This is a genomic window from Pseudomonas sp. 3JA, from assembly GCF_036961705.1.
Lineage (GTDB): Bacteria > Pseudomonadota > Gammaproteobacteria > Pseudomonadales > Pseudomonadaceae > Aquipseudomonas > Aquipseudomonas fluorescens_Q.
The window spans coordinates 87,721-109,429 of the sequence record NZ_JBAMDJ010000017.1; the positions used below are offsets into that span (position 1 = coordinate 87,721).

A 21,709-nucleotide genomic window follows, 5' to 3' on the forward strand; every position below is an offset into this window, starting at 1 on the left:
GATAAGCCACTCACGGCACTGGCGTCTGGTGAACTGATCGTTCCCACGCTCTGCGTGAGAATACAGCCAAGGACACTCCGCGTCCCAAGATCCGAACGCGGAACGTCCGCAGAGGCATTCCCCCGCGGAGCGTGGGAACGATCAACGACAACGCTAGGTCAGGTAATCGGCGCCGGGTTGAACAAGGTGATGTCGTTGTGCAACTTGTGCCGCTCGGCCCAGGTCTGCTTCTTGCCGCTGGCCACGTCCAGGTAGTAGTGGAACAGCTCCCAACCCAGTTCCTCGATGGTCGCGCGTCCAGTGGCGATGCGACCGGCATCGATGTCGATCAGGTCCGGCCAGCGCTGGGCCAGTTCGGTGCGGGTCGAGACTTTCACTACCGGGGCCATCGCCAAGCCGTACGGCGTGCCTCGGCCGGTGGTGAACACGTGCAGGTTCATCCCCGCCGCCAGTTGCAACGTGCCGCAGACAAAATCGCTGGCCGGTGTGGCGCAGAAGATCAGGCCCTTTTGCTTGAAGCGTTCGCCCGGGCCGAGCACGCCGTTGATCGCGCTGCTGCCAGACTTGACGATCGAGCCCAGGGATTTTTCGACGATGTTCGACAGCCCGCCCTTCTTGTTGCCTGGCGTGGTGTTGGCACTGCGATCGGCTTCGCCCTTGGCCAGGTAACGGTCGTACCAATCCATTTCCCGCACCAGCTCCTGGGCGACTTCCTGGGTTTGCGCCCGGGAGGTCAGCAGGTAGATCGCATCGCGCACTTCGGTGACTTCGGAAAACATCACCGTCGCCCCGGCCCGCAGCAGCAAGTCCGAAGCGTAGCCCAGCGCCGGGTTGGCGGTGATGCCGGAAAACGCATCGCTGCCACCGCACTGCATGCCCAGGATCAGCTCCGACGCCGGCACGGTTTCGCGGCGGCGCTGGTCGAGTTTCTTCAGGCGGGTTTCGGCCAGCTCCATGATCTGCTCGATCATTTCGGTGAAACCGTGACTGGAATCTTGCAAGCGATACAACCACGGCTCGCTGAGATCCACTGAACTGTCGTTTTCGTGCATCACCTGCCCGGCCTGCAATTTCTCGCAGCCCAGGCTGATCACCAGTGCCTCGCCGCCCAGGTTCGGGTTGCGCGCCAGGTTGCGCACGGTGCGGATCGGGATGTACGCATCGGTGGCGGTGATCGCCACGCCACAGCCGTAACTGTGGGTCAGCGCCACCACGTCATCGACGTTCGGGTACTTGGGCAGCAGCTCATCCTTGATGCGCTTGACCGCGTGGTCCAGCACCCCGGTCACGCACTGCACCGTGGTGGTGATACCCAGGATATTGCGCGTACCGACGGTGCCGTCGGCGTTGCGATAACCCTCGAAGGTGTAGCCCTCCAGCGGCGCATCGGCCACCGGCACATCGGTGGACAGCGGCAGGCTGTCCAGCGGCGGCGCGGTGGGCATGCGCAACTGGTCTTCCTTGACCCAGCTGCCACGGGGAATCGGTTGCAACGCGTAGCCAATGACCTGGCCGTAGCGAATCACCTCGCCACCCTGGGGAATATCTTCCAGGGTGACCTTGTGGCTCTGGGGGACAAAGTCCACGGTAACCAGGCCGTCCGGGAACTCGGTCCCGGCCGGTACGCCTTGGTCATTGACGACGATCACCACATTGTCCCGCTCGTGCAGGCGGATGTAACGCGGCGAATCGGCATGTTCAATCAGTTGCATTGATGCCGCTCCTTCAGGATTTAGCTTCAGACAGGCTGGAGATGCCGGCATCCTTGGCCGTTGGTTCCTTGAGCACCACACGCTTGATCGGCCCAACGATGACCAGGTAGCTGAACACCGCCATCAGCGCGTTGCAACCGACGAACACCAATGCCCATTTGAACGAACCGGTGGAGCTGATGATGTAGCCGATGACGATTGGCGTGGTGATCGACGCCAGGTTGCCGAAGGTGTTGAACAGGCCACCGCTCAGACCGGCGATCTGTTTTGGCGAGGTGTCGGACACCACGGCCCAGCCCAGCGCGCCCACGCCTTTACCGAAGAAGGCCAGGGCCATGAAGCCCACCACCATCCATTCGATGTCCACGTAGTTGCAGGCCACGATGCTGCTGGAAACCAGCAGGCCGGCGATGATCGGCGTCTTGCGGGCGAAGGTCAGCGAGTGGCCCTTGCGCAGCAGGTAATCGGAAATCACCCCGCCAAGGACACCGCCGATGAAACCGCAGATCGCCGGCAAGGACGCGATGAAACCGGCCTTGAGGATGGTCATGCCGCGTTCCTGCACCAGGTACACCGGGAACCAGGTCAGGAAGAAGTACGTGATGCCGTTGATGCAGTATTGGCCCAGGTACACGCCGAGCATCATGCGGTTGGTCAGCAGTTGACGGATGTAATCCCACTTCGGACCGTCGGCTTTCTTTTCCTTGCCCTTGTCCTGGTCCATGTCGACCATCGCGCCGTTGGCGGCGATGTGATTGAACTCGGCTTCGTTGATCATCGGGTGCTGGCGCGGGCTGTAGATCACTTTCAGCCAGATCAGCGAGAACACGATACCGATCACGCCCATCACGATGAACACGTGCTGCCAGCCGAAACGGTAGACGATCCAGCCCATCAGCGGTGCGAACAACACGGTGGCGAAATACTGCGCCGAGTTGAAAATCGCCGAGGCGGTGCCGCGTTCTGCGGTGGGGAACCAGGCGGCGACGATCCGTGCGTTGCCCGGGAAGGACGGCGCTTCGGCCAACCCCACCAGGAAGCGCAACATGAACAGCGCAACCACGGCCGTGGACATGCCGAATTCACCGACATAGCCTTGCAGCACGGTGAACAGCGACCAAGTGAAAATGCTCAAGGCATAGATTTTTTTCGACCCGAAACGGTCGAGCAGCCAGCCGCCAGGAATCTGCCCAGCCACGTATGCCCAGCCGAAAGCGGAGAAGATATAACCGAGGGTAACGGCATCGATGCCGAGGTCTTTTTGCAGGCTGGAGCCTGCGATGGCGATGGTGGCACGGTCGGCATAGTTGATCGTCGTCACCAAAAACAGCATGAGCAGGATCAAATAGCGGACGTGTGTCGGCTTGGTCGCTTGCATGTAGAGGTACTCCCACTATTTATTTTTATGCGGGTCAGCAGATTGTGACGCCAGGGCCGGAAGGCCGGCCCTGGCGGTGTCGCACTTACGATCCGATGTAAGAAGTTTTAACCACGGTGTAGAACTCTTGCGCGTAGCGACCTTGCTCACGCGAACCATAGGACGAACCTTTGCGCCCGCCGAACGGCACGTGGTAATCCACGCCGGCAGTCGGCAGGTTGACCATCACCATGCCCGCCTGGGAATGGCGCTTGAAGTGGTTGGCATACTTCAGCGAGGTGGTGGCGATACCGGCCGACAAGCCGAACTCGGTGTCGTTGGCCATCGCCAGCGCCGCCTCGTAGTCGGCCACGCGCACGACGTTGGCCACCGGGCCGAAGATCTCTTCGCGGCTGATGCGCATCGAGGCTTCGCTGTCGGCGAACAGGGTCGGCGCCAGGAAATAACCTTCGGTGTCGCACGTCACCAAGCCACCACCGCTCACCAGCCGCGCACCTTCGCTCTGGCCGATGTCGATGTACTTCAAGTCCTGGTTGAGCTGGGCTTCGGAAACCACCGGGCCGATATCGGTGCCGGCCTTCAACGCATGGCCGACCTTGATCGACTGCATGCGCTCGGCCATCGCCGCGACGAACTTGTCATGGATGCCGGCGGTGACGATCAGGCGACTCGAGGCCGTGCAACGCTGGCCGGTGGAGTAGAACGCACTCTGTACTGCCAGCTCGACGGCCTGCTTGAGGTCGGCGTCGTCGAGGATGATCTGCGGGTTCTTGCCGCCCATTTCCAACTGGACCTTGGCCTGGCGCGACACGCAGTTGACCGCGATCTGCCGGCCTACACCGACGGAGCCGGTGAAGCTGATGCCGTCGACTTTCGGGCTGTTGACCAGAATGTCGCCGACCACACGGCCGCTACCCATCACCAGGTTGAACGCACCGGCCGGGAAACCGGCGCGGGAAATGATCTCGGCCAAGGCCCAGGCACAGCCCGGCACCAATTCGGCGGGTTTGATCACCACGCAGTTGCCGTAGGCCAGGGCCGGGGCGATTTTCCACGCGGGAATGGCAATCGGGAAGTTCCAGGGGGTGATCAGGCCGACCACACCCAGGGCTTCGCGGGTGACTTCGACGTTGACGCCCGGACGCACCGACGGCACGTAATCGCCGGACAGGCGCAGGCATTCACCGGCGAAGAATTTGAAAATGTTACCGGCGCGGGTCACTTCGCCGATGGCTTCGGGCAGGGTCTTGCCCTCTTCCCGGGCCAGCAATTGGCCGAGTTCTTCACGGCGGGCGAGGATCTCGCTACCGACTTTGTCCAGCGCATCGTGACGGGCCTGGATGCCTGAGGTCGACCAGGCCGGAAACGCGGCGCGGGCGGCTTCGATGGCGGCATTGACTTGCGCTGCGTCAGCCTTGGCGTATTCACCGATGACATCGGACAGGTCAGACGGGTTGATGTTGGTGCAATAGTCAGCACCGGCCACCCACTGACCGTTGATGTAGTTATCGAAACGCTTTGAATCTGCCACGGATGCTCCTCCTAACAAAAAGCCTGTCTAGTCCCAAGATCATTCCCACGCGTTGCGCGGGAACGCCTCAACGGACACTCCGCGTTCGGCTTAAGGGACGCAGAGCGTCCCTGGCTGCGTTCCCACGCAGAGCGTGGGAACGATCAAGCCTTACGCAAAAGCCGCTGATTGCTCAGCGGCCTTGTCGGGTCTGTTATTGCTTGCCTTGCTTGTCGATCAGCGCGGCCAGGGCTTCGTATTCTTCTGGCAGCAGATCGGTCAGCGGCGTGCGCACAGGACCTGCGTCGTAGCCGACGATTTTCGCGCCGGCCTTGACGATGCTCACCGCGTAACCGGCCTTGCGGTTGCGGATGTCCAGGTAAGGCAGGAAGAAGTCGTCGATGATTTTGCCGACGGTCTCGTGATCGTCGCGGGCAATGGCGTGGTAGAAGTCCATCGCGGTTTTCGGAATGAAGTTGAATACCGCCGAGGAGTAGACCGGAACGCCCAGGGCCTTGTAGGCCGCGGCGTAGACTTCAGCGGTCGGCAGGCCGCCCAGGTAGCTGAAACGATCGCCGAGGCGACGACGGATCGACACCATCAGCTCGATATCACCCAGGCCATCCTTGTAGCCGATCAGGTTCGGGCAGCGCTCGGCCAGTTGCTCCAGCTGAGTGGCGTTCAGGCGGCAGACGTTGCGGTTGTACACCACCACGCCGATTTTCACCGATTTGCACACGGCTTCAACGTGGGCGGCGACGCCGTCCTGGCTGGCTTCGGTCAGGTAGTGCGGCAGCAGCAACAGGCCCTTGGCACCCAGGCGCTCGGCTTCTTGAGCGTATTCGATGGCCTGGCGAGTGGCACCGCCAACACCGGCAAGAATTGGCACGCTGGTGGCGCAGGTATCGACGGCGGTCTTGATGACTTGCGAATACTCGCTGGCGGCCAGGGAGAAGAATTCACCGGTGCCGCCTGCTGCGAACAGCGCAGAAGCGCCGTACGGAGCCAGCCACTCGAGACGCTTGATGTAGCTGGCGCGATTGAAATCGCCTTGGGCAGTGAAATCGGTGACCGGGAAAGACAGCAGGCCAGACGAGAGGATGGACTTCAGTTCTTGTGGATTCATTATTCGAACACCCTGGGACGCAAAATGTGTATGAAATGGTTAAGCTTCGGCCAGAAGTTGTAGGTCATCGTACAACTTAAAATACACACGTCAACTGCATTTCGTCTTTTGTCAGGTGTGAGAGCACAGGGAGCGCTCGCAAAGCCTTGTAAATCAGGCCATCTGGCGGAATTGGAAAGCCAATGAAACTTGCGAGCGAGTGCCCAGGACCGCTCATCGCGACTGTCAACTCTGTCAGTAGGCGACGTTACGGGACGAAGGCATAACGGCAGTGTGGCCGTGCGACGCCCGGCCGTGGTCCTTTTCCGAAACCTTTAAAGTGAGTCGCCCGTAAGCGACAATCAGGGCCGTCTCACAAGGAGTGACATCATGGCGAAGACGTATGCGAAACCAACGCTCAAGGATTTTCCAGCCACCGGGGAAGTCACGGTCAGCTTGTCAAAGACAAAGACGTTAACCGTGAAAATTCCGGATGCAGATTTCGCCCCGTACTCGAACGCCCAACTGACTGTGGGCGTTGGCTCGACACATCCAACTTCGGTAGGCGCGTTTAGATCTCTGACCGAAGGCGAGGAAGGTACGCCACGCAAGGGTGTGACAGTGACGCTAACCCATGCCGACTTGACAGCTTACGTCGGCCAATTGGTTGAGCTTCGTTACGTGGTGAGTTACGAGAGCGGTAGGGACAGCGATATATCCGAGCCGCAAATGTTGCGGATCAGCGCGTAGGACTGGCGCCGACGATTTGTCAGACAGGCACACAGATCGGAAACCGGACACCGCTCTCTTTGCCGAGGGGATGCTTCATGTGGCGAGGGAGCTTGCTCCCGCTGGGCCGCGAAGCGGCCCTAGAACCTGGCAACGCGGTGGATCAGGTTGATTGAGTGAGCTTGGAAAGGGGGCTGCTACACAGCCCAGCGGGAGCAAGCCCCCTCTCCACAAAAACATCCCGGTCGACCAACCGATTTGCTCTTGAAACTGACACTGATTCGAGGCATTCCCTTAACCCGCACCGTGCCCAATTCCCCGTGGCGAGGGAGCTTGCTCCCGCTGGGGCGCGCAGCGGCCCTAGAACCCGGCGACGCGGTGGATCAGGTTGATTGGGTGGGCTTGAGAGGGGCTGCTGCGCAGCCCAGCGGGAGCAAGCTCCCTCGCCACAAAAGCATCCTGTCACCAGCGTCTTCAGCCCTGCGCCTGCGCCTCTTCATGGGCCTGGCGCAGCCTTTCACGGCTGTTGGTCAGGTGCAAACGCATGGCCGCACGCGCCGCCTCGGAGTCCTGGCGGGCGATGGCGTCGTAGATCTCCTCGTGCTCACGGCTCAGGCGGTTCATGTAGCGCTGCTGGTCATCGTGGGCCAGGCGCGCCGAGTTCACCCGGGTACGCGGAATGATGCTGGTGCCCAGGTGGGTCATGATGTCGGTGAAGTAGCGGTTGCCGGTGGACAGGGCGATTTCCAGGTGGAAGGCGAAGTCCGAGGCCACCGCATCGCTGGCGTGGGCGGCGCTTTCGTTCAAGGCGTCGAGGGCGGCGCGCATGGCGGCCAGTTGCTCGTCGCTGCGTCGCTGCGCCGCCAACCCGGCGGATTCCACTTCCAGGCTGATGCGCAACTCCAGGATCGCCAGCACGTCACGCAAGGTGACCACGGTGGCCGGGTCGATGCGAAAACCGCTCGGGCTCGGCGTGTCCAGCACGAAAGTGCCGATGCCATGGCGGGTTTCCACCTGGCCGGCCGCCTGCAAGCGGGAAATCGCCTCGCGCACCACGGTTCGGCTGACGCCATGGGCTTCCATGATCGCCGACTCGGTGGGCAATTTATCGCCGCGCTTGAGCAGGCCGTCGCGAATCTGCTCGGTCAACACCGTCACCAGCTCCTGCGCCAGGCTGCGGCGCTTGCGGGGAAAGCGTGGTACTTCGATCGGGTTTTCCATGGGGCTGTGTCTCGGTAAACGGCTGAATGGCAACATCATAGCGCAACGTGGTTGTACGATCACCGTCCCACCGGACAGCCCTCGTTGAGGATGACCGTTGTGGCGAGGGGATTTATCCCCGTTGGGTGCAAAACGCCCCATCAAATCACAGGCCCCAATCCAGACCAATCAAGGGGCTGCTACGCAGCCCAGCGGGGATAAATCCCCTCGCCACAACAATGTTCGGCGATGGTCATCAAGCGGTCACAGTGCGCTCCACCAGTTGGCCATTTTCGATACGCACATGTCGCGGATGGAAACGTTTCAAACTGCTTCGGTGGCCAACGCTGACGATGCTCAAACCCGGCAACTGGTCGATCAGCGCCTGGTACAGCGTGGCTTCGTCTTCTTCATCCATCGCCGACGTGGCTTCGTCCATGTACAACCATTGCGGTGCATAAAGCAATGCACGGGCAAAGGCCAGGCGTTGTTGCTCGCCGGGCGAGAGCATGCGCTGCCAGTGGTTGCTTTCATCCAGCCGCGCAATCAGGTGCGGCAGGCGGCAGGTTTCCAGCACCTGGACATAACGTTCGTTGGGATAGATATCGCCGGCCTGTGGATAACTCAATACCTCACGCAGGCTGCCAATCGGTAGATAAGGCTTCTGCGGCAGGAACAGGTAACGCGCGGCCGGAAGCCGGATCGTCCCGTGCCCCGCCGGCCACAAATGCCCCATCGCCCGCAGCAGGGTCGATTTACCGCTGCCCGAACGGCCACTGAGCATCACCCGCTCGCCCGGTTCCACGGTCATGTCGGCGTTATCGAGCAGATGGCGACCATCGGCCAAGTCCAACCCCAAGTGCTGAACCTTCAACCCATCGCCCTGGTTTTGTACGTCAATGGCCGGCACGCGGTCTTCGTTGTCGCTCATGGCCTGGCGGAAACTCAGCAGACGATCGCAGGTGGCGCGCCACGCGGCGAGGTCGGCGTAGGCGCTGATGAACCAGCTGAAGTTCTCCTGCACATTGCCGAACGCCGAGTTGATCTGCATGAGCTCGCCCAATTGGATCTTACCGGCGAAATAACGCGGCGCGGCGACGATGAACGGGAAGATGATCGCGATCTGGCCGTAGCCGGAGGTGAAGAACGTCAAGCGCTTGGACACCCGCATGATGTCCCAGAAGTTGTGCCAGACCAGGCCGAAACGCCCGCTCAGGCGACGGTTCTCGTTCGGTTCGCCGTTGTACAACGCAATGCTCTCGGCGTTCTCTCGCACCCGCACCATGGAGAAACGCAGGTCGGCTTCGAAACGTTGCTGGTTGTTGTTCAGACCGATCAGGCGTCGGCCGATCAGGTGCGTCAACCAACTGCCCACCGCCGCATACACCAGGGCACACCAGAACATGTAGCCCGGGATGGTGTAGCCGAGCACCTCGATGCTGCCCGACACGCCCCACAAAATGATCGAGAACGACACCAGGCTGACCACGGTGCGCAGCAATCCCAAGCCCAGGCTCAGGGTGTTGGTGGTGAAACTGTTGAGGTCTTCGGAAATCCGCTGGTCCGGGTTATCGGTGTAGCCGCCCTGCTCCAGCCGGTAATAGTTCTTGTCACTGAGCCAACGGGCGAAATGCTGCTCGGTGAGCCAGGCCCGCCAGCGGATAGTGAGCATCTGCGTGAGGTACAAGCGATAAACGGCGCCCAGGATCGCCACCGCCGCGATACCACAGAAGTACAGGATCAACTGCCAGAACGCCGCGCTGTTCTTCTCCTGCAGGGCGTTGTAGAAATCCTTGTACCAACTGTTGACCCACACCGAGATCGCCACGCTGAACAGCGAGAGTGCGATGACGGCAATTAACAGCGTCCAGGCCTTGCCCTTCTCCTCACTGCGCCAGTACGGCGTGGTCATTTGCCAGACACGGCGGAAAAACTGGCCGCGCACCGCGTCATTGACCGCGGAATATTCAGCGTTCTGATTCATGGTTAAGGCTCAATAGGGAAAAGAACTAGTGTCATGTTTCGCAAATACGTTTCTTTTTGACGAGTGGCTGTTGTCGTCAGGCAAGGCGCCGCGACGAGTCATAGCCCGCTATGGCGAGGAGCGGCAACGCAGCATGACGGCAACAGACGCCGTCAAAAAGGAACAGTATTTGTGATACATGACGCTGGGGCCGATCATAAAGCAACGGCCCGATGTGTCGCGAGGGTGGACAGCATTCGTTCAGCGCAGGTTCAGCGACGCACAGGACGCTTTTGCAATTTGCGCTGCAACGTCCGCCGGTGCATGCCCAGGGCGCGGGCCGTCGCGGAGATATTGCCTTCGTGTTCGGTCAGCACCCGCTGGATATGCTCCCATTGCAGGCGATCCACCGACATGGGGTTTTCCGGCACCAGGGTGTCGAGGTCGGCGTGCTCGGACAACAGCGCCGCCAGTACGTCATCGGCGTCCGCCGGTTTGCACAGGTAATTGCAGGCGCCGCGCTTGATGGCTTCGACTGCCGTGGCGATGCTCGAATAACCGGTGAGAATCACCACGCGCATCTCCGGGTCCAGCTCCAGCAGCTTGGGCAGCAGCACCAATCCCGAATCGCCGTCCATTTTCAAGTCCAGGGCGGCGTAGTCCGGCAGGTCGGCCTGGGCGATGGTCAGGCCTTCTTCGGCAGAACCTGCGGTGCTGACGCGAAAACCGCGACGGGACATGGCCCGGGCCATCACGCGGGTGAACGTGGCGTCGTCATCCACCAGCAACAGGTGCGGCAGTTCTTCGCCGTCGACTTGGATCTCGTCACTCATATTCGTCTCCTCGGTCGGCATGGGGCAGGCGCAGCTCGGTGAGCGTGCCGCCTTCCTCATGGGGGTAGAGTTTCACCGAGCCGCCGGCGCGTGTCACGCTGGCTTTGCTCAAAAACAGGCCCAGGCCGAAACCTTTGCCCTTGGTGGTATAGAACGGCTTGCCGATCTGCTCGGCAATCGCCAGCGGCACACCGGCGCCGTGGTCGCGAATACTGATGGTCAGCTCATAGGCATTCCAATCCAACGCCACTTCCAGCCCTTCGGGGCAAGCGTCGGCGGCGTTGTTCAGCAGGTTCAGCAGCGCCTGGGTCAGGTCCGGCGGCGGCGCCATGCGCGGTACCACGCCCTTGCCCAGGCATTGGAAGCGATAACTGGCTTCCGGGCGCATCAGGTGCCAGCGGTTCAGGGCATCGTCGAGCCAGAAGGTGACTGCTTGCATGTCGATGTCCAGCCGGCGGTTAGCCTCGGCGGCGCGTACCAAGTATTGCAGCGTTTCCTTGCAGAGCTTGACCTGATCCTGCAACACGCTGAGATCTTCCTGCAATGCTGGATCATGATGATCCTGGCGCATCTCCTTGAGCAGCACGCTCATGGTCGCCAGCGGCGTGCCCAATTCATGGGCGGCACCGGCGGCCTGGGTCGCCACGGCCAGCAATTGCTCGTCCCGCAGGCCCTCTTCACGGCGAATGGCGCGCAGTTGTTCCTGGCGGCGCAGTTCCTCGGCCATGCGCGCGGCAAAAAACGTAATGACTGCCGCAGCCAGGGCGAAACTCAGCCACATGCCGTAGATCTGCAGGTTTTCCCGAGCGATGGGAAAGGTTTCCAGCGGGTAGAAACGCGCCAGCAGCAAGGTGTACAGCGCCAGGGCGATGCCGGAAAGAATCAGCGAAAACCGCCACGGCAACGTCACCGCGGCGATGGTCAGCGGCACCAGGTAATAAGAGACGAAGGGGTTGGTGGAGCCGCCGGAAAAATACAGCAGCGCGCTGTGGATAAACAGGTCACAGGCCAGTTGCACGGCGTATTCAAGCTCGGTCACTGGCCACGAGGTGCGCAGGCGGACGGCCGTCAGCGCGCAGAGCACACTGGAACAGACCAGGGTGATCGCCAGTTGCAGCCAGGGCAGCGGCAGCAGGTCGAACCAATAGGCGAGCCCCACCGAGCCGGCCTGGGCCGCCAGGACCAGAATGCGGATGAATGTCAGGCGCCAGAGGTTCTGGCGAGAGGCGGATGTCATTTGCAAAGGGGCGAGCATGAGCTCTCCTGATGAGCGCTCCAGGCGAATCGCACGGAGTATAACCAAGGCGCGGCTTGCAGCGGCAGCTATGCGGCAAAGCGCCACAGCTCTCAATACTACATATACCCCCTGTGGCGAGGGAGCTTGTTCCCGCTGGGCCGCAAAGCGGCCCCAACAGCAGCGACTCAATCTGTCTGACACACCGAGGTGTCAGGTTTGGGTCTGCTGCGCAGCCCAGCGGGAGCAAGCTCCCTCGCCACAGGGGATCTTCATTGGCTTCAGGTATCTGTATAGAAGTTGTAACTGTGCGAACCCACCCATTAAAGCTAGAGTCTTATCCTTCACGCAGGTCCGGACATCACCCCTGCGCATCATCCCAAGGAGCTTTCATGCACACGTTCAGTCGCCACGCAGCCCTGCTTGCCCTCAGCCTCGGCACCCTCGCCAGCCTGCCGGCCCTGGCCGCCGATGAGCTGCACTACAACCAGATATCCCTGCGCGCCGAAGTCAGCCAGGAAGTGGCCCGCGACCTGATGATCGTCACCCTCTACACCGAAGAACAGAACACCGACCCGGCCAAACTCGCCGCCGCTGTCAGCACTACGGTGAACAAAGCCATCGGCCAGGCCAAAGAGGTCAAGGGCATTACCCTGCGCCAAGGCAGCCGTAACAGCTACCCAATCTACGACAACAAGGGCCAGAAAATCACCGGCTGGCGTGAACGCGCCGAACTGCGCCTGGAAAGCGCCGACTTCGCCGCCCTGTCCAAACTCACCGGCGAGCTGCTGGGCGACATGAAAATGGGCGGCATGGACTTCGCCATCGCCACCGCCACCCGCCAGGGCAGCGAAGACGCCCTGCTCAAGGATGCGGTCAACGCCTTCAAGGCCCGCGCCAAGTTGGCCACCGAGGCCCTGGGCGGCAAGGGTTACAAGATCGTCAACCTGAACTTCAATACCAACGGTTATCCACAACCGTTCATGCGCCCGCAAATGATGATGAAAGGCGCGTCCATGGACGCTGAATCCGTGACGCCGGAAGTGGAAGCGGGTACCAGCAAGGTGACCATGACGGCGGATGGGGTGGTTGAGGTGTCGATGTAGTAATGATGGGCAGCGGCTCAGCCAGTTCTCTGCTGGCTGAACGCTAACCTCCAGCATCGGCGCTCCCCGTGGCGAGGGAGCTTGCTCCCGCTGGGCTGCGCAGCAGACCCAAACCCTGGCACCGCGGGGTGTCAGATAAATGCAGTCGCTGCTTTTGGGGCCGCTTCGCAGCCCAGCGGGAGCAAGCTCCCTCGCCACGGGGACGGTGCCCGACCTTAGGTGGGCGGGCAGGCCGAACTGGCCGGCGCCTCGACCTGATCCAACGCCTTGTCCACCAGCAACTGGCACAGCTCCACCAACTGATGAATCCCCAACGCCACGCTCCGGCGCGTGCCCTCCACTTCGAAAGCCAGATCCTCGGCCATGGCTTTTATCGAGGCAAGGGTTTCCGAGGTACTGGTGAGCAGCGTATCGGTGTCGGCTTTGGCGGTGACGGAGAACAGGCTTTCGATGCGTGGATCGGTGCTTGGTTCTGGTTTTTTTGGATTCAGGTAATGATCGAGGGCGCGCTCGGCGGCGGCGCGGTCTTTTAAGAGGTCTTCGATGCCGTCGAAATCCGCCAATGGATGTGTTCTGTTGAAATTCGGTTCAGTCTTTCCTTCGTTCATGCGAATGCTCCTGATGAAATTGGAGCCATCACTTGCCGTTACGGTCGTGAGGCTTACGACCTGTTAATTTCGGGTTTCCACTCCCGGCCGCTGTTTCGCAGCGACACGCAAAAGGTTAGAGAGCCCACTTCCGAGGGACAACCTTAAAAGCTTGTCGGATCTTTCGTTCTGAGGAGCGGATCCTTCCGACGCACCTGAATGATTTATGCAGCCTTCCGCCCCACCGCAAACCCCGTGGCGAGGGAGCTTGCTCCCGCTGGGCTGCGCAGCAGACCCAACCCAAGCGCCGCGCTGTGTCAGATAAATGGAGTCGCTGCTTTTAGGGCCGCTTCGCGCCCCAGCGGGAGCAAGCTCCCTCGCCACGGGGTTGGTGTCCGGCGGCGCGTGCTTTGACCTCCGCAGGAGTTTCTTCAGAACGGACTCTAAAAATAAGTTTTGACATCACAAAAAACAGCGCGCAACACTTGTCCACGTTTCATGGAATGTGGACAGATAGAGATTCATCGGACATGAAAAGTCAAGATATTTTACTCATGTACAAAATGACCAGCCTTCACGCGCAGGAAGAAGTGTCTCCGACCGGCAGCCAAACAGTGGCATGGGGCGGCTTATCTCAGATTGACTTGCTGCCGGATGACTACAGCCCCGAGCCAGAATTGATCACCTCCCCGCCGCCTGAAAAATCCTGGGACAACTTAGAGGTCGCCATAAAACGCATCATCGACGCAGACTCGTTCCAGTGGGAAGGCTGGGACGCCGACGATGATACCTCCCAGAAAAGAGCCGCTGCCAAATGGGAAGACCGCTACACCCTCCGAGCCCTGGCTGAGTCCCTGGGCTTGAGCAAAAGCGAAATATCGAACTCGATCACCCGGTGCCGGGAGGCAGGACTGGTAACAAACGACTATGAAACCTCCTTGCCCAAAGTGAATCGCCTCGCGCTTTTAAAGATCACCGAGCACGCGCTGAAGTACTTTTTCCCCGTCAAGCCTGGCGCCCTGGCACGAGGAATTCCGACCGGGTTTGCATCGCCGGTGCTTTCCAAACACCTTAAAAGCGCCGGAGGAAACATCCATGTCTGGCCCGACCCGCACGGCACCGAGCGCGGCCAGACCGTAGAACCGATTTACAAAACAGTACCTGAGGCCGTGAAGAAGGATCGAACCCTCTATCACTACTTAGCCTTGGTGGACTCGATACGGTTGGGCGGCCCTCGCGAAACCAGCGTCGCCATCCAACTGCTTAAAAAAGGTATGGGCCTTTGAGCATCGCCTCAGATCACAATTACGAGATGTTGAGTGCCGTCGCACAGGGATTGGGTGACGAGCTGTTAAAGGAGGTCGCCTTCGTTGGCGGCTCTACCACCTGGCTTCTGTGCACAGACGACATTGTGCTGGACGATATCCGCAGCACTGACGACGTCGACCTGGTGATTGAGCTAGGTGGCATCGCTGACTGGCAAAGACTGACTGAGCGCCTGGCCGATAAGGGGTTCAAGATTACCGCCGAGTACAGCGACGTAACGTGCCGGTTCAAGTTCAACGATGTGATTGTCGACGTGATGCCATCCGTGAAAGAAGTGCTCGGCTATGAAAACCGCTGGTTTGTGGATGGCCTCGCGAACGCAGACACGCTCACCCTGCCCTGCGGGATTGCGATCAAAATGTTCAAACCCGCCTACTTTGTCGCAACAAAACTCGAAGCATTTAAAGGCCGCGGCAACGGCGATGCCTACCATAAAGATGTCGAGGATATCGTTCTCGTTGTAGACGGCCGAGAGAGTTTACTAGAGGAGGTTAGCCAGGCAGATCAGGCACTACGAACGTACATTGCGGCGGGCATCACCGGGCTGCTGGCACTCGATTCACTGGATTATGTAATACAAAGCTTCCATTCCGTGCGCGCCAACCCAGGCCGAGACAGACTGATTTATCAGCGCCTGAAACAACTGGGCGACATCAAATGATTTACTCAGCCAGGTCTGTCAAAGGGCGGGCAAGGGATGAGAACCGAGACAGTGTAGGAGCCAGGTTTGACGGGATACGAGGGCTTTTTGTCGTCGTAGATGGCACATCAAGACCAGGTAGCGGCCAACTTGCACAGGCGTTGGCCGACCAAATACTCACACTGTATTGCGAGAAAATAGCGGAGGGTTGTTCAGATAACAGCCATGAAGAAACGGCCGCATTACTCAAGGAGGTGTTGAAAGACGTACACGACCTGCTCTTCTCGACAGCCTTCACAGGGTCGGCGAGCTATCTGGTCGGTGTAGCCGCGGCAGGACTTCTCACAATCGCATACGAAGGCGACTGCTGCGCTGGCGTGGCTTTTTCAAACGGCCCGATCACCTGGTTCACAGCACCGCACTGTCTTGCCAACTGGAAGCGCGATCGCGACCACAGACAACTGGCAGAAGATCCAGGCAGACATCGGATAAGCCGGTGTTTCAAAGCACGGAATAGACCGGATCCCGAGATAGTCACAAGGATGGTCATCGAAGGTGAACAACTGGTTTTTGCAACCGATGGCTTCTGGGCTGACTTGAGTGATGCGACACAGGCCAAGTTACTGGAAGTCGAGATGCTTGAGCCCCTCCATGTCGATGATGACGTCTCCTGGATAGTTGTGCAGTCCGGGCCTAACAATTATCTCATTTAGGCCGCCTTCGCGAGCAAGCTCCCACAGTTTGATCGAAGTACAACCGGGAGAACCAGACCGCCTCGTCCAAAAACGCTATACCCAAACCCAACGGTCCCCCTCACTTTTCGATATTTCCAACACCCCCACCCGCAACGCTACTCTCCTGAAAACCGTCACCACCCCCAAGGGATTTCATGGACAGAACCACCTTCAAGCCCCTCCTGCTCACCCTAGCCCTGATCAGCAGCACCCCAATGGCCCAAGCCGCCACCACCCTGGTCTACTGCTCCGAAGCCAGCCCCGCCGGGTTCGACCCCAGCCAATACACCAGCGGCACCGACTTCGACGCCTCGGCCGAAACCGTCTTCAACCGTCTCACCCAATTCAAGCGCGGCGGCACCGAAGTCGAACCCGGGTTGGCCACCCGTTGGGACGTATCCGCCGATGGCCTGGTCTACACCTTCCACCTGCGCGAAGGCGTAAAATTCCACACCACCGACTACTTCAGCCCCAGCCGCGACTTCAACGCCGACGACGTGCTGTTCACCTTCCAGCGCCTGCTCGACCCACAGCACCCGTTCCGCCAGGCCTACCCCACCGAGTCGCCGTACTTCACCGACATGGGCCTGAACACCACGATCAAAAGCGTCGAGAAAATCGACGAGCACACCGTGCGCTTCAACCTGAACAACGTCGACGCGGCCTTCGTGCAGAACCTGGCGATGAGTTTTGCCTCCGTGCAGTCCGCCGAATACGCGGCGCAGTTGTTGAAGGAAGGCAAGGCCGGCGACCTCAACCAGAAACCCATCGGCACCGGGCCGTTCGTGTTCAAGCGCTACCAGAAGGACTCGCAGATCCGCTACGCCGGCAACACGACGTACTGGAAACCCGAGGACGTGAAGCTCGACAACCTGATTTTTTCCATCACCCCGGACGCCGCCGTGCGCCTGCAAAAGCTCAAGCGCGGCGAATGCCAGGTCAGTGGTTACCCGCGCCCGGCCGACATCGAAGTGATGGAGCAAGACCCGAACCTGCAAGTGCTCAAGCAACCGGGGTTCAACCTGGGTTTCCTGGCCTACAACGTCACGCACCCGCCCCTGGATCAGCTCAAGGTCCGTCAGGCGTTGGACATGGCCATCGACAAGCCGGCGATCATCAAGGCCGTTTACCAAAGTGCCGGGCAACTGGCGCAAAACGCCTTGCCACCGGCCCAGTGGTCGTTCGATCCCAATATCAAGGACGCGCCCCATGACGTGACCAAGGCCAAGGCGCTACTCAAGGAGGCCGGAGTTGCGCCCGGTACAACCATCGATTTATGGGCGATGACGGTGCAGCGCGCCTCCAACCCCAATGCGCGAATGTCTGCGCAGATGATCCAGCAGGACTGGGCCAAGATCGGCATCAAAGCCAACATCGTCAGCTATGAATGGGGCGAATACATCAAGCGCGCAAAAAATGGCGAACATGACGCAATGATTTACGGCTGGACCGGCGACAACGGCGACCCGGACAACTGGCTGGGTGTGCTGTACAGCTGCGCGGCGGTCAAGGGCAGTAACTACGCCAAGTGGTGCGACCCGGCGTATGACCAACTGATCCAGCAGGCCAAAGTCTCGACCGACCGCCAGCAACGGATCGATTTATACCGGCAAGCGCAGAAAATCCTCAAGCAACAGGTGCCGATCACGCCCATCGCCAACTCCACGGTCTTCCAGCCAGTAAACAGGAAAGTGGTGGATTTCAAACTCAGCCCATTCGGCCTGACACCCTTCTACGGCGTGGGTTTGACGAAGTAACACCCGAGCCAAACCGGTGCGCCGCGGCTGCGCGACGCACCGACAAAGGGCGATTTTGGCGCCAAAAAAACACCCGCAAACGGTCAACTGCGTCAGAAGTTACACGAATGCGACATTAAGGTACGTTCGTGCCACTGTTTCAGACTTGCAACCGCTCTGGATCTTGCATTGGGTATGGGGCCTGCATAAGTATCCGCAGGACGACTCACGAGGTCGCCCTCAAATCCAAAAATGACAACAAATCATGAGGCCAACATGCTTAAACAAGCGGTCATTCCGTTTTTAGTCGGCGCGAGCTTATTAGCCAGCGCACCTTTCGCCCAAGCCGCGACTAACCTGGTGTTCTGCTCCGAAGGGAGCCCGGCCGGTTTTGACCCGGGTCAGTACACCACCGGAACCGACTTCGACGCCTCCGCAGAGACCATGTTCAACCGCCTGACCCAGTTCGAACGCGGCGGCACCGCTGTGATTCCTGGCCTGGCGACCAAGTGGGATATTTCCGACGACGGCCTGACCTACACCTTCCACCTGCGTGAAGGCGTCAAGTTCCACACCACCCCGTACTTCAAGCCGACCCGCGAATTCAACGCCGACGACGTGCTGTTCACCTTCAATCGCATGATCAACAAGGACGACCCGTTCCGTAAGGCGTACCCGACCGAATTCCCGTACTTCACCGACATGGGGATGGACACCAACATCACCCAGATCGATAAAGTCGACGACCACACCGTCAAGTTCACCCTCAAGGATGTCGACGCCGCGTTCATCCAGAACATGGCCATGAGCTTCGCCTCGATCCAGTCCGCCGAATACGCCGCCCAGTTGCTCAAGGAAGGCAAGGCCCCCGACATCAACCAGAAGCCGGTCGGCACTGGCCCGTTCGTGTTCAAGAGCTACCAGAAAGACTCCAACATCCGCTACACCGGGAACAAGGACTACTGGAAGCCTGACGACGTGAAGATCGACAACCTGATCTTCGCCATCACCACCGACCCGTCGGTGCGCATGCAGAAGCTGAAGAAGAACGAGTGTCAGATCACCCTCTTCCCACGTCCGGCCGACCTCAAGGCGCTGAAGGAAGACAAGGCGCTGAAGATGCCTGACCAGGCTGGCTTCAACCTGGGCTACATCGCCTATAACGTGATGGACAAGATCAAGGGCAGCAACGAGCCGAACGTGCTGGCCAACCTGAAAGTCCGCCAGGCGCTGGACATGGCGGTCAACAAGCCACAGATCATCGACTCCGTCTACCAGGGCGCCGGACAGTTGGCGGTCAACGCCATGCCGCCGACCCAATGGTCCTACGACACCACCATCAAGGACGCCAAGTACGACCCTGAGAAAGCCAAGGAGCTGCTCAAGGAGGCCGGCGTCAAGGAAGGCACCAACATCACCCTGTGGGCGATGCCGGTCCAGCGTCCGTACAACCCGAACGCCAAGCTGATGGCCGAGATGCTGCAGTCCGACTGGAAGAAAATCGGCCTGAACGTCAACATCGTCAGCTACGAATGGGGCGAGTACATCAAGCGCTCCAAAGGCGGTGAGAACCAGGCGATGATCATCGGCTGGAGCGGTGACAACGGTGACCCGGACAACTGGCTCAACGTGCTGTTCGGCTGCGACTCGCTGGCCGGCAACAACTTCTCCAAATGGTGCGACAAGAAATTCGACGGTCTGGTCAAGGAAGCCAAGCGCACCACCGACCAGGCCAAGCGCACCGAACTGTACAAACAGGCACAACACGTCCTCAAGGATGCCGTGCCCATGACACCTATCGCTCACTCGACGGTGTATCAACCCATGCGCGCCAACGTGCAGGACTTCAAGATCAGCCCATTTGGCTTGAACTCCTTCTACGGCGTCAGCGTCAGCAAATAAGGTGACCCGTGGCGAGGGAGCTTGCTCCCGCTGGGCTGCGTAGCAGCCCCTTTTGCAAGCGCGATGGCAATGTACCCACAACGCCATCGCGAGCAGGACTCGCTCCCACGGCATGCCGTTGCTTTAAGCCAAGACTCAGGAAATCGCCTACATCCAAAAGCACTGCATACCACAGCAGTTGGTTTAGGACGTATCGCCTTTTCCCACAAGTCTTTCAGGCATTACGCATTTACCGCCTGGCCCACGACTCCTACCGTCGGGGCCTGGACGGCTTGCTGATCCTGCGGCATCGCGACGCAATGGAATGAGCTCAGTGTTCCGGGTCCCTGGAAGGACAGCGGTTCACTGTTAAAACACCCCGAACGAGAGAGGGAGCGTCATGCGCCATACCTTGGTTTTATCCGCATTGCTGGGCACCGGCCTGTTGGCCGCCACATCCGCAGCCCAGGCCGCCGGCGGCAGCCTGGTGTTCTGTTCCGAAGGCAGCCCTGCCGGTTTCGACACCGCGCAATACACCACGGCCACCGACAACGATGCCGCCGAGCCGCTGTACAACCGCCTGGCCGAGTTTGAAAAAGGCGCGACCAATGTCGTCCCCGGCCTGGCAACCAGCTGGGACATTTCCGAAGACGGCTTGAAGTACACCTTCCACCTGCGCGAAGGGGTGAAATTTCACACCACCGACTACTTCACGCCGACCCGGGACTTCAACGCCGACGACGTCCTGTTCACCTTCAACCGCATGCTCGATCCGCAGCATCCGTTCCGCAAGGCCTACCCCACCGAGTTCCCGTACTTCAACGGCATGAGCCTGAACAAGAACATCGCCAAGGTGGAAGCGACCGGGCCGTTGACCGTGGTCATGACCCTCAACAGCGTGGACGCCGCGTTCATCCAGAACATCGCCATGAGTTTTGCCGCGATCCTCTCGGCCGAATACGCCGACCAACTGCTCAAGAACGGCAAGCCGAGCGACATCAACCAGAAGCCGATCGGCACCGGGCCGTTCGAGTTCAAGAGCTACCAGAAAGACTCCAACATCCGCTACGTCGCCAACCAGCAGTACTGGGCGCCGGAGCGGGTCAAGCTGAACAACCTGATCTTCTCCATCAACACCGACGCCTCGGTGCGGGTGCAGAAGCTCAAGGCCAACGAATGCCAGGTCACCCTGCATCCGCGTCCGGCCGACGTACCAGCCTTGAAGAACGACCCCAAGTTGCAACTGATCGAGAAGCCCGGTTTCAACCTCGGCTACATCGCCTATAACACCCGCCACAAGCCGTTCGACCAGGTCGAAGTGCGCCAGGCACTGGACATGGCGGTAAACAAGCAAGGCATTCTCAACGCCGTGTACCAGGGCGCGGGGCAACTGGCGCAGAACGCTATGCCGCCGACCCAATGGTCCTACGATGACACCATCAAGGACGCTCCCTACAACCCGGAAAAAGCCAAGGAATTGCTCAAGGCCGCCGGGGTCAAGGAAGGCACCGAAATCACCCTCTGGGCCATGCCCGTGCAGCGCCCGTACAACCCCAACGCCAAGTTGATGGCCGAGATGCTCCAGGCCGACTGGGCCAAGATCGGCCTGAAGGTGAAGATCGTCAGCTACGAATGGGGCGAGTACATCAAGCGCACCAAGAACGGCGAGCATGACGTCAGCCTGATCGGTTGGACCGGCGACAACGGTGATCCGGACAACTGGCTGGGCACGCTGTACAGCTGCGATGCCATTGGCGGCAACAACTACTCCATGTGGTGCGACCAGGATTACGACAAGCTGATCAAGCAGGCCAAGGTCGTCACCGACCGCGACCAGCGCACCGTGCTCTACAAACAGGCCCAGCAGTTGCTCAAGCAGCAAGTGCCGATCACCCCTGTTGCCCATTCGACGGTCAACCAGCCGCTGAGTGCCAAAGTCGAAGGGTTCAAAGTCAGCCCCTTCGGTCGCAATGTCTTTTCGGGCGTCAGCCTGAACCCATAACCGTTAGCCACACAGCGCGGGCTTCCTTTGGAA

Annotated in this window: 17 protein-coding genes; 8 read left to right on the forward strand and 9 right to left on the reverse strand. The window is 59.9% G+C overall.

Annotated features, from left to right (window positions below; genetic code table 11):
- Positions 1 to 158: 158 nt before the first annotated feature.
- From garD to kdgD, 4 genes are all read right to left on the reverse strand, one after another.
- Entirely contained in the window at positions 159 to 1,712 is a 1,554-nt protein-coding gene (gene garD, locus V7773_RS15380; RefSeq protein WP_063322933.1) for a galactarate dehydratase, read from the reverse strand.
- 13 nt (positions 1,713 to 1,725) lie between these two features.
- Positions 1,726 to 3,090: an MFS transporter gene (locus V7773_RS15385; protein ID WP_063322934.1), complete on the reverse strand. Its 1,365-nt coding sequence runs from the start codon at positions 3,088 to 3,090 to the stop codon at positions 1,726 to 1,728.
- Between the two features lie 85 nt (positions 3,091 to 3,175).
- Positions 3,176 to 4,621 (reverse strand): aldehyde dehydrogenase family protein, encoded by a 1,446-nt coding sequence (locus V7773_RS15390; protein WP_336074062.1) that lies wholly within the window; start codon positions 4,619 to 4,621, stop codon positions 3,176 to 3,178.
- Between the two features lie 193 nt (positions 4,622 to 4,814).
- Entirely contained in the window at positions 4,815 to 5,726 is a 912-nt protein-coding gene (gene kdgD, locus V7773_RS15395; protein WP_025211830.1) for a 5-dehydro-4-deoxyglucarate dehydratase, read from the reverse strand.
- Between the two features lie 369 nt (positions 5,727 to 6,095).
- Here kdgD and V7773_RS15400 point away from each other — a divergent pair, with 369 nt between their 5' ends.
- Positions 6,096 to 6,455 (forward strand): hypothetical protein, encoded by a 360-nt coding sequence (locus V7773_RS15400; RefSeq protein ID WP_336074063.1) that lies wholly within the window; start codon positions 6,096 to 6,098, stop codon positions 6,453 to 6,455.
- A 453-nt stretch (positions 6,456 to 6,908) separates the two neighbouring features.
- On the opposite strand, the gene V7773_RS15405 is transcribed toward V7773_RS15400, so the two are convergent.
- From V7773_RS15405 to V7773_RS15420, 4 genes are all read right to left on the reverse strand, one after another.
- Complete coding sequence (locus V7773_RS15405; protein WP_003197797.1) at positions 6,909 to 7,655, reverse strand: FadR/GntR family transcriptional regulator; 747 nt, start codon at positions 7,653 to 7,655, stop codon at positions 6,909 to 6,911.
- Positions 7,656 to 7,890: 235 nt separating this feature from the next.
- Positions 7,891 to 9,618 carry an ABC transporter ATP-binding protein/permease gene (locus V7773_RS15410; RefSeq protein WP_063322938.1) on the reverse strand — a complete coding sequence of 576 codons (1,728 nt, stop codon included), beginning with the start codon at positions 9,616 to 9,618 and terminating at the stop codon, positions 7,891 to 7,893.
- A gap of 251 nt (positions 9,619 to 9,869) precedes the next feature.
- Entirely contained in the window at positions 9,870 to 10,430 is a 561-nt protein-coding gene (locus tag V7773_RS15415; RefSeq protein ID WP_003177957.1) for a response regulator transcription factor, read from the reverse strand.
- The gene (locus tag V7773_RS15420) at positions 10,423 to 11,685 is read right to left on the reverse strand and encodes an ATP-binding protein (RefSeq protein ID WP_336074064.1); all 1,263 of its coding nucleotides are present in this window, start codon (positions 11,683 to 11,685) and stop codon (positions 10,423 to 10,425) included. The genes V7773_RS15415 and V7773_RS15420 overlap by 8 nt, the downstream gene beginning before the upstream one ends.
- Positions 11,686 to 12,056: 371 nt before the next feature.
- Between V7773_RS15420 and V7773_RS15425 the strand changes: the two genes are divergently transcribed.
- Positions 12,057 to 12,770 carry an SIMPL domain-containing protein gene (locus V7773_RS15425; protein WP_336074065.1) on the forward strand — a complete coding sequence of 238 codons (714 nt, stop codon included), beginning with the start codon at positions 12,057 to 12,059 and terminating at the stop codon, positions 12,768 to 12,770.
- Between the two features lie 215 nt (positions 12,771 to 12,985).
- Here V7773_RS15425 and V7773_RS15430 read toward each other — a convergent pair whose 3' ends face one another.
- A complete protein-coding gene (locus V7773_RS15430; protein ID WP_336074067.1) occupies positions 12,986 to 13,378 on the reverse strand; it encodes a DUF6124 family protein in 393 nt (130 codons plus the stop codon).
- A gap of 482 nt (positions 13,379 to 13,860) precedes the next feature.
- Between V7773_RS15430 and V7773_RS15435 the strand changes: the two genes are divergently transcribed.
- From V7773_RS15435 to V7773_RS15460, 6 genes are all read left to right on the forward strand, one after another.
- Complete coding sequence (locus tag V7773_RS15435; RefSeq protein WP_336074080.1) at positions 13,861 to 14,643, forward strand: MarR family transcriptional regulator; 783 nt, start codon at positions 13,861 to 13,863, stop codon at positions 14,641 to 14,643.
- The gene (locus V7773_RS15440; protein WP_336074068.1) at positions 14,640 to 15,344 is read left to right on the forward strand and encodes a hypothetical protein; all 705 of its coding nucleotides are present in this window, start codon (positions 14,640 to 14,642) and stop codon (positions 15,342 to 15,344) included. Before V7773_RS15435 ends, V7773_RS15440 begins: the two co-directional genes overlap by 4 nt.
- A complete protein-coding gene (locus tag V7773_RS15445; protein ID WP_336074069.1) occupies positions 15,341 to 16,036 on the forward strand; it encodes a PP2C family protein-serine/threonine phosphatase in 696 nt (231 codons plus the stop codon). The genes V7773_RS15440 and V7773_RS15445 overlap by 4 nt, the downstream gene beginning before the upstream one ends.
- A gap of 176 nt (positions 16,037 to 16,212) precedes the next feature.
- Complete coding sequence (locus V7773_RS15450; protein ID WP_336074070.1) at positions 16,213 to 17,814, forward strand: ABC transporter substrate-binding protein; 1,602 nt, start codon at positions 16,213 to 16,215, stop codon at positions 17,812 to 17,814.
- Positions 17,815 to 18,069: 255 nt separating this feature from the next.
- Positions 18,070 to 19,695: an ABC transporter substrate-binding protein gene (locus V7773_RS15455; RefSeq protein WP_092348321.1), complete on the forward strand. Its 1,626-nt coding sequence runs from the start codon at positions 18,070 to 18,072 to the stop codon at positions 19,693 to 19,695.
- A gap of 379 nt (positions 19,696 to 20,074) precedes the next feature.
- Positions 20,075 to 21,676 (forward strand): ABC transporter substrate-binding protein, encoded by a 1,602-nt coding sequence (locus V7773_RS15460; RefSeq protein WP_092146070.1) that lies wholly within the window; start codon positions 20,075 to 20,077, stop codon positions 21,674 to 21,676.
- The last annotated feature ends 33 nt before the right edge of the window (positions 21,677 to 21,709 follow it).